The 23,731-nt window shown below is 38.3% G+C and carries 21 protein-coding genes and 1 tRNA gene; 5 read left to right on the top strand and 17 right to left on the bottom strand.

Annotated elements, in window-relative coordinates; translation table 11 throughout:
* Positions 1-8 precede the first annotated feature (8 nt).
* The 6 genes from B0G92_RS05485 to xrtF form a co-directional block, all read right to left on the bottom strand.
* Positions 9-1,349 carry a hypothetical protein gene (locus B0G92_RS05485; RefSeq protein ID WP_101471355.1) on the bottom strand — a complete coding sequence of 447 codons (1,341 nt, stop codon included), beginning with the start codon at positions 1,347-1,349 and terminating at the stop codon, positions 9-11.
* A gap of 148 nt (positions 1,350-1,497) precedes the next feature.
* Positions 1,498-1,839, bottom strand: coding sequence for a heavy-metal-associated domain-containing protein (locus B0G92_RS05480; RefSeq protein WP_056068357.1), 342 nt, complete (start codon positions 1,837-1,839; stop codon positions 1,498-1,500).
* Positions 1,840-1,869: 30 nt separating this feature from the next.
* Positions 1,870-4,119: a TonB-dependent receptor gene (locus B0G92_RS05475; protein ID WP_101471354.1), complete on the bottom strand. Its 2,250-nt coding sequence runs from the start codon at positions 4,117-4,119 to the stop codon at positions 1,870-1,872.
* 65 nt (positions 4,120-4,184) lie between these two features.
* A complete protein-coding gene (locus tag B0G92_RS05470; RefSeq protein WP_101471353.1) occupies positions 4,185-4,610 on the bottom strand; it encodes an HYC_CC_PP family protein in 426 nt (141 codons plus the stop codon).
* 53 nt (positions 4,611-4,663) lie between these two features.
* Entirely contained in the window at positions 4,664-5,119 is a 456-nt protein-coding gene (locus tag B0G92_RS05465; RefSeq protein ID WP_245867708.1) for an exosortase F system-associated membrane protein, read from the bottom strand.
* Positions 5,103-5,651 carry an exosortase family protein XrtF gene (gene xrtF / locus B0G92_RS05460; RefSeq protein WP_101472034.1) on the bottom strand — a complete coding sequence of 183 codons (549 nt, stop codon included), beginning with the start codon at positions 5,649-5,651 and terminating at the stop codon, positions 5,103-5,105. Before xrtF ends, B0G92_RS05465 begins: the two co-directional genes overlap by 17 nt.
* 75 nt (positions 5,652-5,726) lie before the next feature.
* On the opposite strand from xrtF, the gene B0G92_RS05455 reads away from it, so the two are divergent.
* From B0G92_RS05455 to rpe, 5 genes are all read left to right on the top strand, one after another.
* Positions 5,727-6,182, top strand: a complete 456-nt coding sequence (locus B0G92_RS05455; protein ID WP_056068352.1) for a GAF domain-containing protein — start codon at positions 5,727-5,729, stop codon at positions 6,180-6,182.
* A gap of 188 nt (positions 6,183-6,370) precedes the next feature.
* Entirely contained in the window at positions 6,371-6,640 is a 270-nt protein-coding gene (gene rpsO / locus B0G92_RS05450; protein WP_056068350.1) for a 30S ribosomal protein S15, read from the top strand.
* 151 nt (positions 6,641-6,791) lie between these two features.
* Positions 6,792-8,957: a polyribonucleotide nucleotidyltransferase gene (locus B0G92_RS05445; protein WP_101471352.1), complete on the top strand. Its 2,166-nt coding sequence runs from the start codon at positions 6,792-6,794 to the stop codon at positions 8,955-8,957.
* Positions 8,958-9,277: 320 nt separating this feature from the next.
* Positions 9,278-10,141 carry a sigma-70 family RNA polymerase sigma factor gene (locus B0G92_RS05440; RefSeq protein ID WP_026707723.1) on the top strand — a complete coding sequence of 288 codons (864 nt, stop codon included), beginning with the start codon at positions 9,278-9,280 and terminating at the stop codon, positions 10,139-10,141.
* A gap of 511 nt (positions 10,142-10,652) precedes the next feature.
* Positions 10,653-11,315, top strand: coding sequence for a ribulose-phosphate 3-epimerase (gene rpe / locus B0G92_RS05430; protein WP_101471350.1), 663 nt, complete (start codon positions 10,653-10,655; stop codon positions 11,313-11,315).
* Between the two features lie 52 nt (positions 11,316-11,367).
* Here rpe and B0G92_RS05425 read toward each other — a convergent pair whose 3' ends face one another.
* The 11 genes from B0G92_RS05425 to mraY all read right to left on the bottom strand — a co-directional run bounded on the left by B0G92_RS05425 (position 11,368) and on the right by mraY (position 23,724).
* Positions 11,368-12,198: a zinc-dependent peptidase gene (locus tag B0G92_RS05425; RefSeq protein WP_101471349.1), complete on the bottom strand. Its 831-nt coding sequence runs from the start codon at positions 12,196-12,198 to the stop codon at positions 11,368-11,370.
* Between the two features lie 61 nt (positions 12,199-12,259).
* A tRNA-Arg gene (locus tag B0G92_RS05420) sits at positions 12,260-12,333 on the bottom strand.
* A 17-nt stretch (positions 12,334-12,350) separates the two neighbouring features.
* Positions 12,351-12,797, bottom strand: coding sequence for a GatB/YqeY domain-containing protein (locus B0G92_RS05415; protein WP_056068332.1), 447 nt, complete (start codon positions 12,795-12,797; stop codon positions 12,351-12,353).
* Between the two features lie 184 nt (positions 12,798-12,981).
* Positions 12,982-14,913, bottom strand: a complete 1,932-nt coding sequence (gene ftsZ / locus B0G92_RS05410) for a cell division protein FtsZ (RefSeq protein WP_056068330.1) — start codon at positions 14,911-14,913, stop codon at positions 12,982-12,984.
* A 58-nt stretch (positions 14,914-14,971) separates the two neighbouring features.
* Positions 14,972-16,363, bottom strand: a complete 1,392-nt coding sequence (gene ftsA, locus B0G92_RS05405; RefSeq protein ID WP_101471348.1) for a cell division protein FtsA — start codon at positions 16,361-16,363, stop codon at positions 14,972-14,974.
* 3 nt (positions 16,364-16,366) lie between these two features.
* A complete protein-coding gene (locus B0G92_RS05400) occupies positions 16,367-17,092 on the bottom strand; it encodes a cell division protein FtsQ/DivIB (RefSeq protein WP_101471347.1) in 726 nt (241 codons plus the stop codon).
* Complete coding sequence (gene murC, locus B0G92_RS05395) at positions 17,079-18,428, bottom strand: UDP-N-acetylmuramate--L-alanine ligase (RefSeq protein ID WP_101471346.1); 1,350 nt, start codon at positions 18,426-18,428, stop codon at positions 17,079-17,081. The genes B0G92_RS05400 and murC overlap by 14 nt, the downstream gene beginning before the upstream one ends.
* Before the next feature lie 135 nt (positions 18,429-18,563).
* Positions 18,564-19,664 (bottom strand): undecaprenyldiphospho-muramoylpentapeptide beta-N-acetylglucosaminyltransferase, encoded by a 1,101-nt coding sequence (murG, locus tag B0G92_RS05390; RefSeq protein ID WP_101471345.1) that lies wholly within the window; start codon positions 19,662-19,664, stop codon positions 18,564-18,566.
* A gap of 142 nt (positions 19,665-19,806) precedes the next feature.
* The gene (locus tag B0G92_RS05385) at positions 19,807-21,120 is read right to left on the bottom strand and encodes an FtsW/RodA/SpoVE family cell cycle protein (protein WP_101471344.1); all 1,314 of its coding nucleotides are present in this window, start codon (positions 21,118-21,120) and stop codon (positions 19,807-19,809) included.
* 42 nt (positions 21,121-21,162) lie between these two features.
* Entirely contained in the window at positions 21,163-22,500 is a 1,338-nt protein-coding gene (murD, locus tag B0G92_RS05380; RefSeq protein ID WP_101471343.1) for a UDP-N-acetylmuramoyl-L-alanine--D-glutamate ligase, read from the bottom strand.
* Complete coding sequence (mraY, locus tag B0G92_RS05375; protein WP_056068314.1) at positions 22,501-23,724, bottom strand: phospho-N-acetylmuramoyl-pentapeptide-transferase; 1,224 nt, start codon at positions 23,722-23,724, stop codon at positions 22,501-22,503. It abuts the gene before it with no gap.
* Positions 23,725-23,731: the final 7 nt, after the last annotated feature.

The following is a 23,731-nucleotide window of genomic DNA, read 5'->3' as shown; positions in this document are numbered from 1 at the left end:
ACCAACTATTAAATAGAAACTTGATACTGTGCGATAAAAGCTCCTTTATGGTCTGTCAGATTGCCCGATGTATTATATATCGGGCGATTCTGATAGGATACCGTAAACTTTGAAGTCTGTCCGTTTAACAGCCAGTTTACGCCTATATCATAAAAACTCATATCCTTATTCAATCTTTCATAATGGGCATGTTGGATTGCAACATACGGCATCAGAGTTGTCATTCCAATCAGGTTATCTTTAAGTTTGTAGCCTAACTGTGCATACAAAACATTTCCTGTTCCATAGGCCGGGAAACCATTTCCGCTACCATTCAAAACAGCTGAATCACTACTTCCATTGGCAGGATTCATTGGCGCGGCATTACGGATGTAATTGGTTCCGAAATCATAATGCGTAAAATTTCCGTAGAAACTTATCGCCTCACCTCTTGAACCTATTGGCGTATCATAAAAAACATCTGCTGCCAAATGAAGCATATCTGTATAAATAGTATCATTGACCGCATTTCTATGCCACATGGCATCTTGCTGGTATACAATCCCGGCTCCTATATTGAAGACTTTCTTTTTCCCTAAATAACTTCCGGTAGCGTAAGGTGTCAGATTGGATTCCTGTTCCTTAAACTGGTACTGGAAATAACCATTGAATTGCATCTGTGGCGGCTTCGGAGAAAAATTAGACCTTTCACTTATTGCCGCAACATAGCCGGAACTTTTCTGTATGGCCAGTGGCTGTGCAAAAGCCATCCTATAGTCTAACTTACCCAGCTTGCCTTTTGCATAAAACGAAAGCTTTCTGACAAACTGGTCTGTTACATCGTTTGTTGATTCAAGAAATAACGGTATATCAATACCCATAATAGAACCTACGGAAGAAGCAGAAAATCTTGACAATCCAGTCCATGAAGACAAGCCCGCTCCTAAAGACAACTTTTCTTTATCAATAGCATATTCACCCAATGCATCATGAATAAAAAAACCCTGTTTCCTGTCGGAAACATTATTGAAGTTATTCTGGCCAATTTGCCCATAAATAAAAACACGGTCTGCAACCTGTCCGTACATCTGAACCCTGAATCTTCGGATACCGATATCTGTTCCGGCCGTTTTAGGGGAATCAAAAATTGTAGTCCCCGGATTATACTCCTGATTTCTAATCCAAACCTGGGAAAGCATTGCAAACTTCAGATAATTGGAACCGTCTTCATTCAGGTATAATTTCTTATCGTGCCAAAATTCATGTTTCGGTTTTTCCGGTGCAGGCTGTTGTTCCTGTGCAATCGTTTTTTGCGACAGGAAAAGGACTGATAGTCCGCAAAAAGCCAGTGAATACTTCAATGATTTCATTCTATGTAATTATTTATTTCCAATCCTCAATATCTCAATCCCGACAGCATCTTTCCAATCCGTCTGGTAGCTGTTAATCCCACGTTATTTTGTCAGACCATTGATGTAAAAATACCTTGAAAAAATTCAAGGTATTTTTTTACTGTTTTTAGTTTCTTTCGTAAGCACAACAAGTATGAAGCTTTGCATAGTCTTCATCTGTCGCCTTTACTTTTTCAGTATCGTGCCCCACTTTGGCAATGGCTTTCTGCACTTCCTCTTCGGATGTTTTTTCTTCATTCAGAATAAGGTGCAGTTGCTTATCTCCAATATCCCAGCTGGCCGATTTTACACCTGCAACTGAAAAAGCAGCTTTTTCGATTCGTTTTTTACACATCTCGCAGTTGCCTTTAACTTCAACGGTATGTTTTGCATTTTTATTCTTTTTCTCTTGTGCCTGTACTGCAAATCCTATTAGGGAAACGAAAAGCACTATCATTAATTTTTTCATATTTTTTGTTTTTAATTATTTATTCTTAGTTTATTTTATCTTAAATCGCAATCCTGCATAATACATCTGTCCAAAAATTGGCGCATAGATTATGGAACTATCAAAATTTGGTCCAAACGGATTATCACTTCCTAAAATGGCCTTATCCTGTTTATAATTCCCTATGTTTTCACCACCAACATACACTTCAAAGGTAGAAGAAAAAGTTCTTGTGATTTGGGCATTCATCAGAGAAAAAGATGGCGAATAGTCCGGAAGCCTGTCAGATGCAGGATTTGATGCCGTATTTGGCAACTGTTGTTTCCCAAGCCAATTGTATGTAAAATCGAATTTCCATTGCTGCCCTTTATCCGTGATATGTGTCTCATACTCTAAGTTACCAAAGAAACGATGTTTCGCCTGTAACGGTCTTTGCGCGCTTCCGCTTAGGTAATCGGTTTCAATTTCATAAAACTTATACGCCGTTCTTAAATTAAAATGTGTTGCCAGTTCATAATTAAAATCAAGCTGTAAACTGTTGGCAAATGATTTTCCGTCCAGGTTATAAAACAAAGCCTGTTGTGGACTAGCATACAAATCTACAACAGCCTGATTTTGGAAATCAGTTCTGTAAAAATCAAAAGTAACTTCTGCCGGCCTGTTGAAAAGCGTAAAACCCTGCATAAAGCTGACTCCGTAATTCCATGCAATTTCCGCATCCAATCCGTAGATTTTGCCTCCCGTATTCAGAATATCAAAAACCCTTGAACTGGCAAAAAGCTGTTGGTTCTCTGCAAAAATATTCGCAGAACGTTTTCCTCTTCCTGCAGAAGCCCTCAATACTGCCCTATCCCACGGATTGTATCTTGCATGGATTCTTGGCGTAATAAAAGTTCCTAATCGGTTGTGATTATCAACTCTGGCGCCAGCAACCAAACTGAAGTTTGTGGTATTATCATAAGTATATTCAAAAAATGCACCAACAGAATTATCAATTCGGTTGAAATCTCTTGCAATATTTGGTACGCCCACAAACTCATCGTATTTGTCATAGGTAAAATTCAACCCGGTTGCAAACTTATTCAGCGTATTGCTGATAATGGAATTAAAAATCAGGTTGGAATAAAAACTTTTCTGATTGATATCATACCTGTTCAGACCAAAATACGATTCCTGGTCATGACCATTGAAAGAAGTCTGGAACCCGATACTCTGGTAAGGCATATCAGGAAAAACATAACCCAATTTTGCGGAAACATCATAACGCTGTGTTTTGATTTCAGAACCCCAGTAATTTGTCGTGAATTTATCGCGGTCTTTATCAAAATCAACCTCTCCGGTCTGCTTTGCATCATTCATGTATCTGAAATTCAAAAAGCTTACCCAGCCTTTTTCCATGTCGGTATATTGCCATCTGTTCAATACGTTAATTTGTTTTGAAAGCGGATTATCCAAAAATCCGTCATCATTCATGTCGTTCTTACCCAATCTGGCATTACCATGAAGAAATAAACTTGTACTCCATTTATCAGATACCTTTTTGTTGAAGTGGGTATTTAGTTCAAAACGGCTGTCTGTAGAACCATAGGCATTCAGGAAAAAAGGAATATCGTTTACAGGTTTGATAAGCTCTGTATTGATCTGTCCCGAAATACTTTCAAAACCGTTAACAACAGACCCCGCACCTTTTGTAATCTGGATGCTTTCCACCCAGGTTCCGGGCGTAAAAGAAAGGCCATAAGCCTGTGAAGCTCCTCTTACCGAAGGAAGATTTTCTTCCGTAATCATCAAATAAGGGCTTGTTAACCCTAACATCTTAATCTGCTTTGTTCCTGTCAAAGCATCAGAAAAGTTGACATCGATTGACGGATTCGTCTCAAAGCTTTCTGCCAGGTTACAGCAAGCCGCTTTCAGCAATTCTTTGCTGGACATTGTAGTAACGTTGGCCGTTTTCATATACGATTTCTGAAGGCTTTTTCGCTCTTTGTTAATCGTCACTTCTTCCAGCTCGTTATTCTGAACAAGGGAATGGTGAATAAAATTTGGAGAATTTACAGTAATCGTGTCTGTTGAGAATCCAACATAACTAATCACCAATTTTGTAAATTCCGGCTTATAAGAAATGGAAAAGTCTCCATTTACATCAGTAGTTGTACCTATCTGGGTGTTGAGCCATTGTATACTGGCCCCAATGATTGGCTGTCCTGTAGCAGTTCCTTCTGTTATTTTCCCTTTCAACTCTTGCGAAAAAGAAGCGGCAGAAACGATAAGACATAACAGCAGTATGAATTGTTTTTGCATAAAAAAAGATTTAATAGTATAATTATAGTTAAGCCATAAAAGGCTTTACGGAATTATCTATCAAATCACGCGTAGAAAATATACTGGGAATATAGCTTGAATAAGGGCGGTGCATTGGCATCGCAATAGTATTCAATATTTTCCTGCTTTTGAGCCTGAAGTGGCTTTCCAAAAACTTCCGGTTTCCAATCCTGGAATATAACAGCAGGTCCTGAATGAAATGAAAAGGTTTTTACAACAACCTGTTCTGATTTTTTCTTAAGTTCAACTTTCTTATCAGAGCAGCATTTTTTTCCTTCTTCTGCTTTTTTGGCACAACACTTCTTTTCAGTAGTTTCCTTTTTAGGCAGGGCACATACTTCAGAAGTTTTATAAGCCGCTGAAATGGAAGAAACTTTTCCGCCACAGAAATGCACATTGAAAGCAAATCCCATATTGGAAACCAACAGGAAAAGTGCTAAAATCAAACTTGTGCTTTTTCTTAAATTCATTAACTTATAAATTGTCTGGTGCAAAACTATTAAAATTGCCAACACAAAACTATTTAAGAATTGTTATTTTTTTTCGAAATCTTATTCTGATAAAAAAAGGCCGGAACAAATAACAACAAAAACAGCGGTTGGATTAAAAACCTTCGGACATAAAAAAGCAAAAGGTTGTTTTCCTGGTCGGAAAAACTGAGAATGGAAAAAAAGACCGCTATCAGCAGGATGAAAAAAACCAGATATAGTATACCTGCAAATTTTGACAACCCTAAATCTTTAAACAAAACCTGTATGATAGCAATTGAAATCAGACTATTTAATGAATATCTTAAAAAAAGGCTGAAAAACAACTTAAAGGAATCATACTGCGGAAAAGGTTTTTCCATATAATCACTTCTGAAATAAGCCAGAAACGGATCGTAAAAACGCTCTTCAAACATCCTGATTAAGGCCAGAAGAAAAACCAGCATTAGCGATAAAGCGATTTCTTTTTTATAATTAAGAAGCTTTTGCATGCAATGAAAATTTTTGAACCCACAATACCCAAAGACCAAATACTACTCCATAAATAAAGAGTGGAAAAACAACACCGTGCAAAATATGCTCATATTCCGGATAATAATACAACGCAATGGCAAGCAATGCAATTCTAAGAATATTTAATATGTGGATAACCAGAATACTTATCAGAACAAACACTATTGTTTGCTTCATTCTCCCTTTAAAAGCAACAACAAATGCCACGAAAAGAATCATAACACTCATGGCATTGCAGCCTTCCACTACTCTTGCTATAAATTTGCCGTTAAGAAAAAGTTTTACAGAGGGCTGGGAGTCATGTGGAGCAATTGAAGTATCCTGCCCGAAAAGATGGAGTACATCATTAGTCTGTGAAGCTACAAGTTCTGTAAAACTGTCCGTTTCAAATTTTTCAGCATCAAAACTATTGAGATACAACTGATATGCAAACATCAGCACTCCATAAGTCAGAAAAAACTTTAGGAGAAATATAAAAAACGGCCGGTATTGGACGAAGTAGCTTTTCAAAAAAATATTTTTAACAAAACTATACAATTTTAGCTTTCCGTAATTAAATACTTTTGTATAGTAAAAACCATCATTATGACTTTTGAAGAATTAAAACCTAAGGTTGAGGACATCCTCCACCACAAAGACATTTTAAGAGAAGACAAATTAATGCAGATTTGCCATCTCTTAAGAGACAACATTGACTATTATGACTGGGTTGGATTCTATTTCAGGAATGGTGATAAAGAAGAATTGATTTTGGGCCCTTATGCCGGCGAACCAACAGACCACACGGTTATTCCTTTCGGAAAAGGAATTTGCGGACAGGTGGCCGTTTCCAACCAAAACTTTGTAGTGCCTGATGTAAAAGCACAGGACAATTACATTGCCTGCAGCTTTACGGTAAAATCTGAAATCGTAATTCCGCTTTTTGTTGAAGGAAAAAACATAGGCCAGATTGATATCGATTCCAACGTATTGGATCCTTTTACTGAAATGGACGAACGCTTCCTTGAATTTGTAAATGCTGAAGTAGCCAAATTATTTTAGGAACTCCAATCCCTAAGCAGATTCAAAAACAAGCTAACTGTCAGCCGTTTAAACAAAACAAACTCTACAAACCGTATTTTTTAAAATCTTTTTTCTGAAAATTATTTTTTCTGAAAATAAATATTACCTTTGCACTCGAATAAGAAAAACTTATTCATTACATAATAATCATTTAAACAAATATTGGCATGTACTTAACTAAAGAAGTTAAAGAGCAAATCTTCGCTAAACACGGAGGATCAGCTAAAAACACAGGTTCAGCTGAAGGACAAATCGCGTTATTCACGCACAGAATTGGTCACTTGACTGAACACTTGAAGAAAAATCGTCACGATTACAACACGGAGCGTTCGCTTGTCCTACTAGTAGGTAAAAGAAGAAGCTTGCTTGATTATCTTAAGAAAAAAGATATCAACAGATATCGTGAGATTATCAAAGAATTGAATATTAGAAAATAATTCAATAGAAAAGAGGTGCTCACGCGCCTCTTTTTGTTTTTACATATTGCCGAAAAAAAGTTTGGTTTTTCATTGGGTTTTAGATAACTACACACAACAACAACTACAACACAACTAAAACCCATTGTTTAATCAAAAGAGGAAAAATTTTATGATTCCAAAAGTTTCAAAAGAAATTATCGATTTAGGAGATGGAAGAAGCATCTCGATCGAAACAGGAAAACTGGCAAAGCAAGCCGACGGATCTGTAGTAGTAAGAATGGGAGATACAATGTTGCTTGCTACCGTAGTATCTGCAAAAAAAGCAACTCCCGGAGTTGACTTTTTGCCTTTAACAGTTGACTATCGCGAAAAGTTTGCAGCTGCAGGTCGTTTCCCTGGCGGGTTTTTCAAACGTGAGGCACGTCCAAGCGACAGCGAAATCCTTACCATGAGATTAGTTGACCGCGTTTTGCGTCCGCTTTTCCCGGATGATTACCATGCAGAAACACAGGTAATGATCCAGCTGATGTCTCATGACGAAACCGTAATGCCTGATGCTTTGGCAGGTTTGGCTGCATCTGCTGCACTAGCAGTTTCAGACGTACCTTTCTCAACCCTGATTTCAGAAGTACGTGTGGCCCGAATCGACGGTAAACTCGTAATCAACCCAAGCCGTGCTCAATTGGAATTATCTGACATCGACATGATGATTGGAGCTTCAAAAGATTCTATCGCAATGGTAGAAGGTGAAATGAAGGAGATTTCAGAGAAAGAAATGGTTGAGGCTATCAAATTTGCACACGAAGCTATCAAAATCCAGATTGAAGCGCAGGAAAGACTGCAAAATCTTGTTGGCAAAAAAGAGGTTCGTACTTATGAAGAAGAGCGCAATGATGAAGCTATCTACGAAAAAGTAAGAGAATTGGCTTACGACAGATGTTTTGCTATTGCCCAGGAAGGAACAGCCAAGCAAGAGCGTTCTGAAAAATTTGCCGAAGTAAAAGAAGATGTAAAAGCTGCTTTTACTGAAGAAGAATTATTAGAAAACGGAGACCTGATCTCTAAATACTATTCAAAAGTTAATAAAGAAGCCGTTAGAGAAGTTATTCTTCAATTAGGATTGCGTCTTGACGGAAGAAAAACTACCGAAATCAGACCAATCTGGTGTGAAATCGACTATCTTCCATCTGTTCACGGATCTTCTTTGTTTACAAGAGGAGAAACTCAGGCGTTGGCTACTGTAACTTTGGGAACTTCAAGAGAATCCAACCAAATTGACACTCCATCAGAACAAGGTGAAGAGAAATTCTACCTGCACTATAACTTCCCACCTTTCTCAACAGGTGAAGCAAAACCGCTAAGAGGAACTTCAAGAAGAGAGGTTGGACACGGAAACCTGGCGCAACGTGCCTTGAAAAATATGATTCCTGCAGACTGCCCATACACTGTAAGAGTAGTTTCAGAAGTTTTGGAATCTAACGGTTCTTCATCTATGGCTACCGTATGTGCCGGAACTCTGGCTTTAATGGATGCCGGTATCCAAATGACAAAACCTGTTTCAGGTATTGCAATGGGATTGATTTCTGATGATAAAACCGGAAGATGGGCTGTATTGTCTGACATCTTAGGTGATGAAGACCACCTGGGTGATATGGACTTTAAAGTTACCGGAACTGCTGACGGAATCACGGCCTGCCAAATGGACATCAAAATTGAAGGTCTTGCCTATGACATCATGGAAAAAGCCCTTGAACAGGCTCGTGACGGACGTTTACATATTCTGGGAAAACTGACTGAAGTTATCGCTACCCCAAAAGCAGAAGTGAAGAAACATGCACCAAAAATCGTTACCAGAATCATTCCTGGCAACTTCATTGGAGCTTTGATCGGACCTGGTGGAAAAGTAATTCAGGAACTACAAAAAGCTACCGGCACAACTATCGTTATCAACGAGGTTGACGAGCAAGGCGTTGTAGAAATTCTTGGTACTGATCCAGACGGAATGGCAGCAGTATTGGCAAAAATCGATTCAATCGTTTTCAAACCTGAAGTAGGCGAAACATACGAAGTGAAAGTAATCAAGATGCTTGATTTTGGTGCGGTAGTAGAATATACTGCAGCTCCGGGTAATGAGGTATTGCTTCACGTATCCGAACTGGCATGGGAAAGAACTGAAAATGTTGCTGATGTGGTAAAAATGGGTGATGTATTCCAGGTAAAATACCTTGGGGTTGATCCTAAAACCAGAAAAGAAAAAGTTTCGAAAAAAGCTTTACTGCCAAGGCCTCCTAGAGACGAAACAAAAAGACCTCCAAGAGAAGAGGATAAAAAATAATTAATTCTTATATAAGGTTAATTCAACTGAAGCCCCGTTTCATTTATTTGAAATGGGGCTTTTAAATTGTATACATTTCATTTTAAAAACGATTTCCTTATTCGCGGTTTATTTCCTCCGTAGTTTTATTTCTTCTTCTGTACATTTTTTTTCTTAAGAAAAGGCATTAAGAAATTAACACTACTAAATGACAATCAATAAGTTACACCTATAAACATAACATTCAAAATAAAATAAAAATATTTTGTTTACCTTTTTGTAACTTTTTTGCAACTCGTTACGTATAACAACCTGAATACATAAATTAAGGAAAAACCAGAATGAGACAGCTCAAAATTACCAAGCAGGTAACTAACCGTGAAACTGCTTCCTTAGACAAATACCTACAAGAAATTGGAAAAGTTGACCTTATTACCGCTGATGAAGAGGTAGAATTGGCTCAGAAAATAAAAGCCGGAGACCAGAGAGCATTAGAAAAATTGACAAAAGCCAATTTGCGTTTCGTGGTTTCTGTAGCAAAACAATATCAAAACCAAGGACTTACACTTCCCGACTTAATTAACGAAGGAAATCTGGGTCTTATTAAAGCCGCACAACGTTTCGATGAAACACGTGGTTTTAAATTTATCTCTTATGCAGTTTGGTGGATTCGTCAATCTATCTTGCAGGCTTTGGCAGAACAGTCACGTATTGTTCGTCTGCCATTAAACAAAATCGGTTCTATCAATAAAATCAATAAGATGTATGCGTTATTGGAGCAATCTAATGAGCGCCCGCCATCTGCTGAAGAAATTGCAAAAGAACTTGACATGACAGTAAACGACGTAAAGGAATCTATGAAAAATTCCGGACGTCACCTTTCAATGGATGCTCCTCTTGTTGAAGGAGAAGATTCTAACCTTTATGACGTTTTGCGTTCTGGTGAATCTCCAAATCCGGACAGAGAGCTAATCCACGAATCTTTGCGTACGGAAATCGAACGTTCATTAGAAACATTGACTCCAAGAGAAGCAGATGTTGTCCGTTTGTACTTCGGTCTGGGCGACCAGCATCCTATGACTTTGGAAGAAATAGGCGAAACTTTTGACCTGACACGTGAGCGTGTTCGTCAAATTAAGGAAAAAGCAATCCGCAGGTTGAAACACACTTCGAGAAGCAAAATCCTGAAAACCTATTTAGGATAACAAATTGCAAAGTTTTCTAAAATCATTTTGATTCTTAGATTTTATTTGTATCTTGTTTTCCCAAAAAATTGACACCCTTATATTATAATATTTAACGTAACAACAGTTCAAAACTGTTCGTTTTTTGATTGATGATTGAAACTCCGGCTGATTACCGGAGTTTTGTTTTTTTTATCAAACAAAACTGCCGGTCTGTTCGCTCCGCTCGGGTTTCCGGAGTTTTGTTTTACCTAAAGAAAGAACACAAAAAACTATTTTTAATAGCTCTTTCACACAAAGTACACAACCTTACTACTCAGAGCCTTAGAACTTTTTACACAGCCTTTGTTAAGATCCTCATTTTAGCCACAGATTGAATGATTACACAGATTAAAAACAATTTCAATTACCCTCCATTCTTACACAAAAACACAACCTTAGCCACTCAGAACCTTAATTCCTTAGCCCCTTTAAAAAAAATCTTGTATGCTTAGCTGTTTAACTGTACTTTTGCACAAAACAACACAACAACATGAAAAATACCCTCATTGCACCTTCTGTGCTGGCTGCTGACTTTGGAAACCTGCAGCGTGACCTTGAAATGATTAACAACAGTGATGCCGATTGGTTCCATGTAGATATTATGGACGGTGTTTTTGTACCTAATATTTCTTTTGGGATGCCTGTACTGGAAACAATACAGAAACACGGCAAAAAGACAATTGATGTACATTTGATGATTGTTGACCCTGATCGTTATATCAAGACTTTTGCTTCACTTGGAGCCAACGTATTGAGCGTTCATTATGAAGCCTGTACTCATCTTCACAGAACATTACAGGCTATCAAAGCCGAAGGAATGAAAACCGGAGTTGCTTTGAATCCCCATACCAGTGTTACCGTATTGGAAGATATTATTAATGATATTGATGTGGTTTGCATCATGAGCGTGAATCCAGGTTTTGGAGGACAGTCATTTATTGAATCGACCTATAAAAAAGTAAGACAATTAAAAGAAATTATTTCCCGTAATAAAGCAGAAACCCTGATTGAGGTAGACGGCGGTGTAACAGACAAGAATGCCAAACAACTGGCTGAAGCCGGTGCTGATGTTTTAGTAGCCGGAAACTATGTTTTCAAGTCTGCCAATCCAACCGAAACCATTTCCCATTTAAAGAAGACTGCCTCGCTTTAAAAGGCATTTCTATAACAAAAAACCTGTTCTGCGAACAGGTTTTTTTATGCAATTAATTCAGATATTCCTCCTTAAAATTAATCATCTTTTTTACCCTTTCATATAATTCAGGGTGTTCTTTCCTGAAAACCTGTGGAGACTCAAAAAAGTGTTCCAGCAATACGGCCAGGAACTCAAATTTATTTTCATACGCATATTCGCGAAAATAGCCTCTCTGAACCAATTCTAACGATAATGCGGCATCATCATAGTATTTTACGATTTCGTTGAACTCATCGTAAAATATGGACGCATTTGGGTCACCATTTGTCTTTTTAGAATGAAAATGGAGTACATGTGCAAATTCGTGCAATCCTAAATTTACATTATCGTTTGTTGTATTGTGTCCTGAAAGAAAATCTTCCCAAGAAAAAACTACTGCTTTCAGCCGGAGGTTAAATTCTCCTTTATGGTTTTGCTGTGTTATGACGGACGTATATTGGCCAGGATAAATAATGATTTTTCTAAACAGCGGTGTAAGATAAAACCGCATTCCGAACGTCAGCATAACATAGGTTCCGGCAATCATAACTTTCATTTCTTCTGTAACGGAAATGTCTTTGCCATGAAATTGGTAATTCATAAGGAATGACTTGACACGGTGCTCAAAATAGACTTTTCTCTTATCAGAAAGCTTTCTGTAAAAAGAAAATTCTCTTTCCAGAATCTGTCTTTGAAATGGTATTATTTTTTTAGGAACGGGATACCAATGAATATATAAAGGCTTATTAAAAATCAGCACGTAAGCCGGCTCAACAAATAGCCTTATAAAGCCTGCAATTACTAAAAGTATTACGATTGCCACAAGCAAAAAAGTTAAAACAGTAAAGATGGCTTCACTCATGTCCTGAATTTATTTTTTGGAAATAAAAAAGGGACTAAATCAGTCCCTTTAAAAAAATCTGTGACCCTGGAGGGGTTCGAACCCCCAACCCTCAGAGCCGAAATCTGATATTCTATCCAGTTGAACTACAGGGTCAGTTTAGATTTTAAGTTTTATGACAATAATTTCTTTACGATAGTTGAGATAGTCTTTCCGTCAGCCTTTCCTGCCAATTCAGCAGAAGCCTGCCCCATAACCTTACCCATTGAAGCCATTCCTGAAGCACCTGTTTCAGCAATAATTTTAGCTACAACAGCCTCTACTTCTTCTTCGCTTAATTGGGCCGGAAGAAATTTTTCAATTACAGCAGCCTGCTGCAATTCCGGTTCTGCCAAATCAGGTCTACCTTGCTCAGTAAAGATATTAGCACTGTCCTTCCTCTGTTTTACCAAACGTTGCAAAAGCTTGATTTCATCATCCTGAGTAATTTCTTTTGCCCCCGAGTCTGTTTGCAGAAGCAACAATGCAGACTTTACAGCTCTTAACGATTCAAGGCTTACTGTATCTTTGGCTCTCATCGCCGTTTTGATTTCTTCGTTGATTTTATCTTGTAAGCTCATTAGTATGATTCTTTTCTATTTACAAATTATCTTAAAATCAGGCAGATAAACTTTTCAGATTACAAAACATTATTATTTCACGCTCTAAATGCCTAAATGCTTCTTTTAAACTTGTTGCGAAGATAAAAAAAATAACCCGAAAATCAATTGAATTTTCGGGTTATCGGGTTTTGGTTTGAGTTAGTTAATCTACGTTGTCGTGAAGAAAGGAGTTATTTGAACGCAATTGTAAATCGTCGTTACTGTCCGTTCCTAGTGACATCCTAGATTTGCTATTATCAGCCTGGGTATGATTCAAATCAATTCCCATTCTTTTGTAAGCTGGTTCTTTTTCGAACTCATCAACTCTTGATGGATTGTTATGGAATTTATAGTTAAATTCTTTCATCTTCAATCTTCTTTCATCAGCTCTCTTTTTCAAAGTCTGCTCGATAGTCATTTCAAGAGGCGATATTTCTTCAAAGGCAGTATTGTTGAATTTAGGTTCCTCTACCTTCATTTTCAAATCCAATTCTTTATCTACCGGCTCTTCAACTTTAGCTACCGGTTTTGACTGAATCAGTTCGTTTTCAACTTCCATATATTCTTCCAAAGAATATTTCACAATACCTTTTTCGTTCAATTCTGTTACAGGAACCACCTGAACCGGCTGGTTTACCTTAATATCCTTAGTCTCGTTTGACAATTCGAAAAGAATTCTGTCTTCTTTTGGCTCTTCTGCTTTTTTAATTGGCAGGTCAAAAGAGAAAGTAATCTGCTCTTCTTCTTTGTAGGCCACAAATTCCGGCTCACGAACTTCCATCTCTCTCACTTCCGGAGTCGTAATATAAAATTCATGCTCGCTGATAGGTGATACTATTTGAAATTCAACATCGATATTTTTGATGAATTCGGTCGTTTTTATCAAATCAGAAACGATTTCCGGCTCTTCAACTTTTGCATCTGCTACTTCAAAATCTTCCAATGCAAAAACAATCTTTTCTTCAGTCTCTTTTTTTTCTTCTACTGGAGCCGGCGAAAAATTGAATGATGGCACTACTTGTTTTTGTGACAGGTCACGGCCCATTTTTTGCTCATCCTCTAAAGCGTGGATAATTTTTTTTGGTTCCGTATTAACGATTTCGTTTTGCTGCTCTACATTAAATCCCGTAGCGATAATCGTTACAGCAATAGAATCTCCAAGCGCTTCATCTTCACCAACCCCCATAATGATGTTAGCATTAAAGCCTGCTTCCGTCTGGATATGGTCGTTGATTTCTCCGATTTCGTCAATAGTAATTTCATTGGTTCCAGAAACGATAAGCAACAATACGTTTTTGGCTCCGGTGATTTTATTATCATTCAACAATGGAGAATCTAAAGCCGCAATAATCGCTTCTTTAGCACGATTTTCACCAATTGCTGTAGCAGACCCCATAATTGCAGTACCGCTATTTGACAATACTGTTTTGGCGTCTTTTAAGTCAATGTTTTGAGTATAGTGGTGCGTAATTACTTCGGCAATACCTCTTGAGGCTGTTGCCAAAACTTCATCCGCTTTAGAGAAACCCGCTTTAAAGCCCAGGTTTCCGTATACTTCTCTTAATTTATTATTGTTGATTACGATAAGCGAATCTACCTGTTTTCTCAATCGTTCAACACCAACCAAAGCTTGTTCAGAACGGACTTTTCCTTCAAACTGGAACGGAATGGTAACGATTCCAACTGTAAGAATGTCTCTCTCTTTAGCCAACTGAGCAATTACCGGTGCGGCTCCTGTTCCGGTTCCGCCTCCCATACCAGCCGTGATGAAAACCATCTTGGTATTGCTGTCCAACATTTTTTCAATATCGGCAATACTTTCTATAGCTGACTGCTGCCCAACTTCAGGATTTGCCCCTGCTCCAAGACCTTCTGTAAGGTTCACACCTAACTGAATCTTGTTTGGAACGGCGCTATTTTGCAATGCTTGAGAATCTGTATTGCAAACGATAAAATCCACTCCTTTAATCCCTTGCTGAAACATGTGGTTGATCGCGTTGCTTCCGCCTCCTCCAACACCAATTACCTTAATTACATTTGATTGATTTTTAGGTAAATCAAATGAAATGCTTCCAAAATCTGAGTTGCTCATCATAATATTTGGTTTTAATTTCTTTTCCTTTTCTTTTTAATTTCTGTCTGGCAATTATGCCCTATTCTGCATTGTCTAAAAACTCTTTTATCTTGTCGATGTATTTGTCAAAGAATGACTTTTTCATCCTGCCTTCTGTAGAAACAGATTTGGACTGTTCTACTTTTTTAGGCTGCTCTTCGATTACTTCTTCTTCATAATGGTTTGAAGTTTCTACAACCACTTCTTTATGAACCTGAACCGGAGGCGCTTTTTCAACTTCTACCTGATTCAACGGAACCGCGCTTCTGGTATTGTTTCTGATACTGTTCATCACCAATCCAACAGCAGTAGCATACAACGGACTTGAAATTTCCTCATCTGAATTTCCTGCCAGATGTTCATTTGGATAACCGATTCTTGTATCCATTCCGGTAATATATTCTACCAATTGCTTGATGTGCTTTAATTGGGCTCCTCCACCTGTCAGAACGATTCCTGCTATTAGTTTCTTACGAGGGTCTTCGTGTCCGTAGGATTTGATTTCTGTAAAAACCTGGTCAATAATCTCAACTACACGGGCATGAATAATCTTTGATAAATTCTTCAAAGAGATTTCTTTCGGTTCTCTTCCTCTCAAACCCGGAATCGAGACAATTTCATTGTCTTTATTTTCGCCCGGCCATGCTGAACCAAACTTCACTTTTAAAAGCTCTGCCTGTTTTTCTATAATGGAACATCCTTCTTTGATATCATCGGTAATTACATTTCCGCCAAAAGGAATTACTGCCGTATGGCGAATAATTCCGTCTTTGAAAATAGCAAGATCTGTAGTTCCACCTCCAATATCAATCAGGGCAACACCCGCTTCTTTTTCTTCCTGGCTCAATACCGCATCTGCAGAAGCCAATGGTTCTAATGTCAAACCTGATAAATCAAGACCTGAACTCTTAATGCAGCGACCAACATTTCTGATAGAAGAAGCCTGTCCAACCACAACGTGGAAGCTTGATTCAAGTCTTCCTCCGTACATTCCGATTGGCTCTTTGATTTCTGCCTGTCCGTCAATTTTAAATTCCTGCGGCAGGACATGGATGATTTCTTCACCCGGAAGCATAGCCAGCTTGTGAACCTGATTGATTAACAAATCAATATCATTTTCACTGATTACTTCTTCAGGATTGCTTCTGCTGATGTAGTCACTGTGCTGAATACTTCTGATGTGCTGGCCGGCTATACCCACCACCACATCTTTTATTTTATAACCCGAATCCACTTCAGCTTCATGCACAGCCTGTTGGATGGATTGAATTGTCTGTGTAATATTGTTAACAACACCTCTTGCAACACCCAGGCTCTTGGATTTTCCAACACCCAAAATTTCAAGTTTTCCGTATTCATTTTTCTTGCCAATCATAGCGACAATCTTGGTTGTCCCAATGTCTAAACCTACTGCAATGCTCTCTTTTTCCATATCCTAATTTTTGGTGCACACTACCTGTTGCGTAAACTTCAGATTTACTGTCTTGTATTTATTTATCAAACTGTCCTGAATTGCCTTTTGAAAAAAGGCTTTATAATTCTTGAACTTCCTGTCTACATTGATGGTTCTTCCGAAATCGATAACATAATCAAAATTTCTGTTCATCATTTTCAGGCTTCCATTCGGCAAAACCTGTATGGCAATGATATTTTTATGCAAAAACTCATCGTCATAGATGTAACGAAAAACTTTGTTCAGTTCTTCTTTATTTTTACTGCTAATCCCCCCCGTAACCATTGGAACTCTGGCAGTGAAATTATCAGATAACGGCATCTCATGTCCTTCATAATCAATATAAAAAGAACCGTTATCGTCAAACACCCGGGCTACCGGCGTCTTTTGTTTCACCACTGCTTTTAGGACACCATCAACACTCACAAATACGTCACACTTTTCGATCACATTGTGATTATTGAGGTTTTTCTCCAACTTATTCAAATCTAACTCATCTTTTTGAATGCTCGTAGGGGCTGCATTATTTTCTATTAACAATTTATTAACCGCTTCTTGTGTAATAAATGGGCTGTTTTCATTGACAAATTCCACTACAGATTTTTTCAATTTTCGTTGTTCATTTCTCTTCGAAGTAAATGAATACAGAAAAATTACCAATGCGAACATCAGCACCAATTTAATGTTTGTCCAGTTAAACTTTTTCATGCAAAGCCTGCTTAATTGGTTTCACTAATTCTCCTATATCACCTGCTCCTATTGTAACAACAACACGGGCATCACTTTTCAAAATTTCCGAAATCAGGCTGTCTTTTGACACCAGTTTTTTATTCGGATTATCAATCTTCCCCAGCAACCATGCTGAATTTACTCCTTCTACCGGAAGTTCTCTTGCGGGATAAATATCCAACAGGATTACTTCGTCAAAAGCCGAAAGGCTTGAGGCAAAACCATCGATAAAATCCTTGGTTCTGCTAAAAAGATGCGGCTGAAAAACAGCCAGAACCTTGTCTTGCGGATAGAGTTCAGAAACCGCCTGATGTACTGCGTTTATTTCCGTCGGATGATGGGCATAATCATCAATATAAACTCTGTTTTTTTCTTTAATCTGATAGGAAAACCTACGTTTTACACCCTGAAATGAAAATAATGCTTTGGCAATGGCTTCGGTCGGGGTGCCGTAAGTATATGCCATTGCCAAAGCGATAAGGGCGTTCGTTAAATTGTGTTTTCCCGGCAAATTGAACCGTATGTCTTTTATAACTTCTGACGGTGTCTGTACGTCAAAAACATAAGTGCTGTTTTCAATTCGTATATTGAAAGCCTTATAGTCTGCTTCATCATTAACTGCAACGGTGATTCCTTCAAGCGGAAGTCCTTTTGCAACAAATAGTTTTTTCTTGTCTTTTACCTTATCGGCAAATTCTACAAACGATGCTTCAATAGAAGCCGTATCGCCATAAATATCCAAATGGTCCGCATCCATAGATGTCACGCAGGCGATGTCCGGATATAGATGCAGGAAGGAACGGTCGAATTCATCTGCTTCAACAACCGTTACGGTTTTTCCGCTGCCAATCAGGTTGGAATTATAGTTTTCTACGATTCCTCCCAAAAATGCCGTTACATCTGCTCCACTTTCATATAGGATGTGCCCTAAAATACTTGATGTAGTAGTTTTTCCATGTGTTCCCGCAACTGCAAAACAAAAGGTGCCTTTTGTAATTATTCCCAGTACTTCTGCTCTTTTTTTGACCTGATATTCTCTTTCCAGAAAATAGTTCCATTCTGAATGCGTTTTTGGAACTGCCGGGGTTATTATAACCAGCGTGTTTTCTGCATAATAGTCTTTGGGAATCAAAGAAATGCTGTCTTCAAAATGAATTTCGATTCCAAGAGCTTCCAATTCTTTTGTCAGCTCAGTTTCCGTCTTGTCATATCCAGATACGCTTTTACCGATAGCCTTGAAATAGCGCGCCAAAGCGCTCATTCCGATGCCTCCGATTCCGATAAAATAAACGTTATGTATCTGATTCAAATTCATTTTTTTTATTTTTTAGTCTAATGTTACAAAGTCTTAAAGTCTTAAAGTTTTAAAGTCTAAAGATTTTTGCCTTTATGACTTTTGTCTTAACAACTTTTGTCTTTATTACTTTTGTCTTAACAACTTTTGACCTTATTACCTTTGACTTTCAATTAATTTTATTATTTCATCAACAATGTCTTTTGTTGCATTTGGCATTGCCATTTTTTTTATGTTCTCCCCCAGGCTTTCCTGTAAGGCTTTGTCTTCCAAAAGCTTGTTAAAAGTTGAAGTGAATTGGGTATCCAATTCGTTTTCCTTCATCATCAGCGCTCCTTTTTTATCAACAATAGCTTTTGCATTTTTTGTCTGATGGTCTTCAGCCACATTAGGCGATGGAATAAAAATTACCGGTTTCCCTACCAAACACAACTCAGAAACAGACGATGCTCCTGCTCTGGACAGTATCAGATCGGCAGCTGCATATGCCAAATCCATCCTGTCAATAAATGCCTTTACCTGTACGTTTTCTTTTTCATCGAAGTGTTTGTATTCTTCAATATAGAATTTTCCGCATTGCCAGATTACCTGTACATCCTGTGATATAAAATTCACCAATTCTTTTGCAATTAGCTGGTTGATTCTTCTGGAGCCTAAACTTCCACCCAAAACCAGTAACACTTTTTTATCCGGGTCCAGTTTAAAATAGTCCCTGCTTTCTTTTTTCTTTCCTTTTATGTCTATCAAATCCTGACGGACCGGATTTCCTGTGAAAACTATTTTGTCTTTTGGAAAAAACCGTTCCAGATTTTCATAAGCCACGCATATTTTGCTGGCGTTGCCGCTCAGCCACTTGTTTGTAATTCCCGGATAGGAATTCTGTTCCTGTATTACAGTCGGGATTCCTGCCGAGCCTGCTGCCTTTAACAATGGCCCGCTGGCAAATCCTCCTGTTCCGATGGCTACATTTGGCTTAAATTGCTTTATAATTTTTCTTGATTTAAGCAAGCTATCCATAAGCTTAAAAGGAAACATCATGTTGTCAAGCGTTAGCCTTCTTTGTATTCCTGCAATCCACAATCCTTTGATAGGATAACCGGCCTGCGGAACTTTTTGCATTTCCATTTTGTCTTTTGCTCCTACGAATAGGATTTCACAATCCGGGAAACGGCTTTTTAATTCATTAGCAATGGCAATTGCCGGGTAAATATGCCCGCCAGTTCCGCCTCCGCTTAATATGAATTTTAATTTCTGCATTTTTTATTTTCTTTTCGCAGATTAACCTGCCCTCTTAAATCTTATATCTCAAGTCTTTTTTTTGCCACTGATTACTCAGATTACACTGATTCACTTTTCAAACTGTATCTTAAATCTAAAATCTGCAACCTTAAATCTCGAATCACTTCCCCATCACCGCTTTCATCGGGTTGTCGCTTACATCTTCAATTGCATATTGCGGCTCTTTATTTTCAACAGCCGTATCTTCATCCGGATTGTTTTCACCATTCATTTCCCTTTCAATCAATCTTTGAAGCGCTTCTTCTCTTTGCGCCCTTTCAAGATTTTCCTGAGCAATTTCCTCATCTTTCTTGGTTACACTTAATATAATTCCTAATGAAACACAAGTCATCCAGATTGAACTTCCTCCACTACTTATGAGCGGCAAAGTTTGTCCTGTTACCGGTAATAATTCAACGGCAACTGCCATGTTTATGAGTGCCTGGAATACAATTGGAAATCCTAACCCAACAACCAACAGTTTTCCAAACAGCGTATTTGCCTTATGCGAAGCAATCAGGAACCGAATAAAAAGCATGATATATAAGAACATTACCGTGAGCGCACCAAGCAACCCATTTTCTTCCACAATAATCGCATAGATAAAATCTGAAGAAGACTGTGGCAGAAAATTTTTCTGGATACTTTTTCCCGGCCCCACACCATAAATCCCGCCAGTGGCTATTGCAATTTTTGCTTTTTCAATCTGGTAGTTATCTTCATCCGGCTTGTCGCTTGTAAAATTTTCAATACGGCTAACCCAGGTATCTACACGGTTTGGAAAAGCATCAGGAAAGTTTTTCGCTAGCAAGATAAATAAGGTCAGACCCACGATTCCCGCTCCAATAACAAGTCCCAGATATTTCAAGGGATATTTCCCTACAAAAACCAACATAACCACCATCGAAAATATCAATGCCGCGGTAGAAAAGTTGGCAGGCAGTATAAGCATTATGATTGCAAAAACCGGGAGCCATAACTCGATTACAGATTTTTTAAACGTATCTTCTACTTCACGTTTTTTAGCCAGGTATCTTGCCACATAAATCATCAGCACCATAGAAGCCAATGTTGATGTCTGGAAGCTGATACCCACAAACGGAATCTGAATCCAGCGGCTTGCGTTTGCGCCGCCTATTGTTTTCCCTTGCAAGAGCGTATACAGCAACAGCAATCCTACGATTGGCAAAGCAATCATAGAGATGGCTTTGAAATAATGGTACGGAATTTTGTGTACCATGTAGACTATCAGGAATCCGATTCCAACGTGTGCAAAATGCTTTATCAAAAAACTCATAGTGTTTCCTGACCCGTTTGCACTGTATGCCAAATTACTACTCGCGCTGTAAACAGGCATAAACGAAATCAAAGCCAACAGGGCGATGAATGCCCAAATGACCTTGTCTCCTTTAAGATTGTTTATAAACTCTTTCATAATTCCCTTTCTTTATTTTCTTTTATCTAAAAACAGTAATCGTTACAGATTTTGGACTGCCTGCTTGAACTGCCTTCCTCTGTCTTCATAATTTTCAAACAGGTCAAAGCTGGCACAAGCCGGAGAAAGCAATACTGTATCCCCTTTTTCTGCCATTCTTTGTGCATATTTTACAGCATCTTTCATGTTCTGGGCTTCAATCAACTCATCAACAACATCACCAAAAGCATCAATAATTTTTTTGTTGTCAATACCCAGACAAATAATTGCCTTTACTTTTTCACGCACCAAAGGCATCAATTCCGAATAGTCATTGCCTTTGTCAACACCACCTACAATCCATACTGTTGGGGTGTTCATACTATCCAAAGCATAAAATGCAGCATTTACATTCGTTGCTTTTGAATCGTTCACATATTGCACGTTTTGAATTTTAAGCACTTTTTCCAAACGATGCTCTACACCCTGAAAATCAGAAAGGCTTTCACGGATTGTGGATTTTCTGATTCGCAATAATTGCGCAACCGTAGCGGCTGCCATTGCATTTTTCACATTGTGTTTTCCTTCTAAGGCTAGTTTGTCTTGTGGCATAACAAATTCTTCGTTATTGATGTTTATATTGATTGTATCTTCTTTTGCAAAGGCTCCGTTTTCTATTGTTTTTGTCATTGAAAAAGGCAGCAGTTGCGCTTTTGTTTTATTCATTTTAAGCCAATTATGGATGGCTTCGTCATCAGCATCATAAATCAGGTAATCTTCTTCTGTCTGGTTTTCCGTTATCCTGAATTTTGCGGCGATGTATTTTCCGTAATCGTAATCGTACCGGTCTAAATGGTCAGGGCTGATATTGGTGATTATGGCAATATGCGGCTTGTAATCTATAATTCCGTCGAGTTGAAAACTGCTTAATTCAAGAACGTATATGTCGTGTTTTCCTTCTGCAACCTGCCAGGCGAAACTTTTGCCTACATTTCCTGCCAATCCTACATTGAGTCCTCCCTGTTTCAGCAAATGATAGGTCAGCATGGTGGTAGTGGTCTTTCCGTTGCTTCCGGTGATTCCAACTGTTAATGCTTTTGTGTATTGGGCCGCAAATTCAATTTCAGAAATGACCGGTATGCCTCTCTCCATAAGTTTTTTTACTATTGGAGATTTTTCAGGAATTCCGGGGCTTTTCATCACCACATCTGCATTCAGAATCAAATCTTCCGTATGCTTTTCTTCTTCCCATTTTATGCCATGAAGACCAAGAACTTCTTTGTAATTGTTTTTTATTTTCCCAAAATCCGACACAAAAACGTCGTATTCTTTTTTCTTTCCGAGAATTGCCGTGCCGACACCGCTTTCTCCACCTCCTAAAATGACCAGTCGTTTTTCCATTTACCTTAATTTTAGGGTTACGATTGACAGAATTGCCAATAAGATTCCCACGATCCAGAAGCGGGTTACAATCTTACTTTCGTGGTAACCCTTCTTCTGGTAATGGTGATGCAATGGCGACATCAAAAATATTCTCCGGCCTTCGCCGAAACGTTTCTTTGTATATTTAAAATAAGACACCTGTAATACGACGGAGAGATTTTCTGCGAGGAAAATACCGCACAATACCGGAATCATTAATTCTTTTCTGACTGCAATAGCTAAAACAGCGATAATTCCACCTATGGTTAAACTTCCTGTATCACCCATAAATACGGTTGCCGGATAGGTATTGTACCAGAGAAATCCGACGAGTGCTCCGACAAAGGAGGCAATGTAGACCGTCATTTCGCCCGAATTCGGTATATACATTATGTTCAGGTAATTCGAAAAAATAATGTTACCGGATACAAAAGTGAAAATTCCGAGTGCAATGACCGAAATAGCCGATGTTCCTGCGGCGAGACCGTCAATCCCATCTGTAAGATTGGCTCCGTTAGATACGGCAGTGATGATAAAAATCACAACCGGAATAAAAATCAGCCAGGCATAATCCTTATAATTATCTCCTGCCCAAGAAAGCAGTTCTGCATAATCAAATTCGTTGTCCTTGAAAAACGGAATTGTTGTAGCGGTAGATTTTTCTTCCAACGGAACAGCCGAAACGGTTGTCTGATTTGTAGCAAAAATATTAGTGTTGCCTGTATCCGTTCTTACCGTAACACTTGGATGAAAATACAAAACTGTTCCTACAATCAATCCCAAACCAACCTGTCCGATAACTTTAAATCTCCCTTTAAGCCCCTCTTTATCTTTCTTGAAAATTTTAATATAATCATCTATAAATCCAATGGTTCCCATCCAAAGCGTGGTGACAATCAGTAACAGGATATAGATATTATTCAATTTGGCCAATAACACGACCGGCACTAACGTAGCGACGATGATAATGAGCCCTCCCATGGTAGGTGTTCCTGCTTTTTCATTTTGTCCTGCAAGACCCAACTCTCTAACCGTTTCACCAACCTGCTGTCTTCTCAAAAAGTTGATAATCTTTTTACCAAAGACTGTCGAAATCAATAGCGAAAGTATGATTGCCAGTCCGGAACGAAACGTTATGTATTGGAAAACTCCTGTTCCCGGAATGTCCATCTGGTCTAAATAGTCAAATAGATAGTATAGCATAGATTCT

Origin of the sequence: Flavobacterium lindanitolerans, from assembly GCF_002846575.1 — a bacterium.
In the GTDB taxonomy this organism is placed as follows: domain Bacteria; phylum Bacteroidota; class Bacteroidia; order Flavobacteriales; family Flavobacteriaceae; genus Flavobacterium; species Flavobacterium lindanitolerans.
Note: the sequence above shows the minus strand (reverse complement) of the source record. Positions and strands in the feature narration are given on the sequence as shown.

Bases quoted from the DNA above. Each gene is read 5' to 3' on its own strand.
- B0G92_RS05485 (WP_101471355.1), bottom strand. From the start codon at position 1,349: ATGAAATCATTGAAGTATTCACTGGCTTTTTGCGGACTATCAGTCCTT.
- B0G92_RS05480 (WP_056068357.1), bottom strand. From the start codon at position 1,839: ATGAAAAAATTAATGATAGTGCTTTTCGTTTCCCTAATAGGATTTGCA.
- B0G92_RS05475 (WP_101471354.1), bottom strand. From the start codon at position 4,119: ATGCAAAAACAATTCATACTGCTGTTATGTCTTATCGTTTCTGCCGCT.
- B0G92_RS05470 (WP_101471353.1), bottom strand. From the start codon at position 4,610: ATGAATTTAAGAAAAAGCACAAGTTTGATTTTAGCACTTTTCCTGTTG.
- B0G92_RS05465 (WP_245867708.1), bottom strand. From the start codon at position 5,119: ATGCAAAAGCTTCTTAATTATAAAAAAGAAATCGCTTTATCGCTAATG.
- B0G92_RS05455 (WP_056068352.1), top strand. From the start codon at position 5,727: ATGACTTTTGAAGAATTAAAACCTAAGGTTGAGGACATCCTCCACCAC.
- rpsO (WP_056068350.1), top strand. From the start codon at position 6,371: ATGTACTTAACTAAAGAAGTTAAAGAGCAAATCTTCGCTAAACACGGA.
- B0G92_RS05445 (WP_101471352.1), top strand. From the start codon at position 6,792: ATGATTCCAAAAGTTTCAAAAGAAATTATCGATTTAGGAGATGGAAGA.
- B0G92_RS05440 (WP_026707723.1), top strand. From the start codon at position 9,278: ATGAGACAGCTCAAAATTACCAAGCAGGTAACTAACCGTGAAACTGCT.
- rpe (WP_101471350.1), top strand. From the start codon at position 10,653: ATGAAAAATACCCTCATTGCACCTTCTGTGCTGGCTGCTGACTTTGGA.
- B0G92_RS05425 (WP_101471349.1), bottom strand. From the start codon at position 12,198: ATGAGTGAAGCCATCTTTACTGTTTTAACTTTTTTGCTTGTGGCAATC.
- B0G92_RS05415 (WP_056068332.1), bottom strand. From the start codon at position 12,797: ATGAGCTTACAAGATAAAATCAACGAAGAAATCAAAACGGCGATGAGA.
- ftsZ (WP_056068330.1), bottom strand. From the start codon at position 14,913: ATGATGAGCAACTCAGATTTTGGAAGCATTTCATTTGATTTACCTAAA.
- ftsA (WP_101471348.1), bottom strand. From the start codon at position 16,363: ATGGAAAAAGAGAGCATTGCAGTAGGTTTAGACATTGGGACAACCAAG.
- B0G92_RS05400 (WP_101471347.1), bottom strand. From the start codon at position 17,092: ATGAAAAAGTTTAACTGGACAAACATTAAATTGGTGCTGATGTTCGCA.
- murC (WP_101471346.1), bottom strand. From the start codon at position 18,428: ATGAATTTGAATCAGATACATAACGTTTATTTTATCGGAATCGGAGGC.
- murG (WP_101471345.1), bottom strand. From the start codon at position 19,664: ATGCAGAAATTAAAATTCATATTAAGCGGAGGCGGAACTGGCGGGCAT.
- B0G92_RS05385 (WP_101471344.1), bottom strand. From the start codon at position 21,120: ATGAAAGAGTTTATAAACAATCTTAAAGGAGACAAGGTCATTTGGGCA.
- murD (WP_101471343.1), bottom strand. From the start codon at position 22,500: ATGGAAAAACGACTGGTCATTTTAGGAGGTGGAGAAAGCGGTGTCGGC.
- mraY (WP_056068314.1), bottom strand. From the start codon at position 23,724: ATGCTATACTATCTATTTGACTATTTAGACCAGATGGACATTCCGGGA.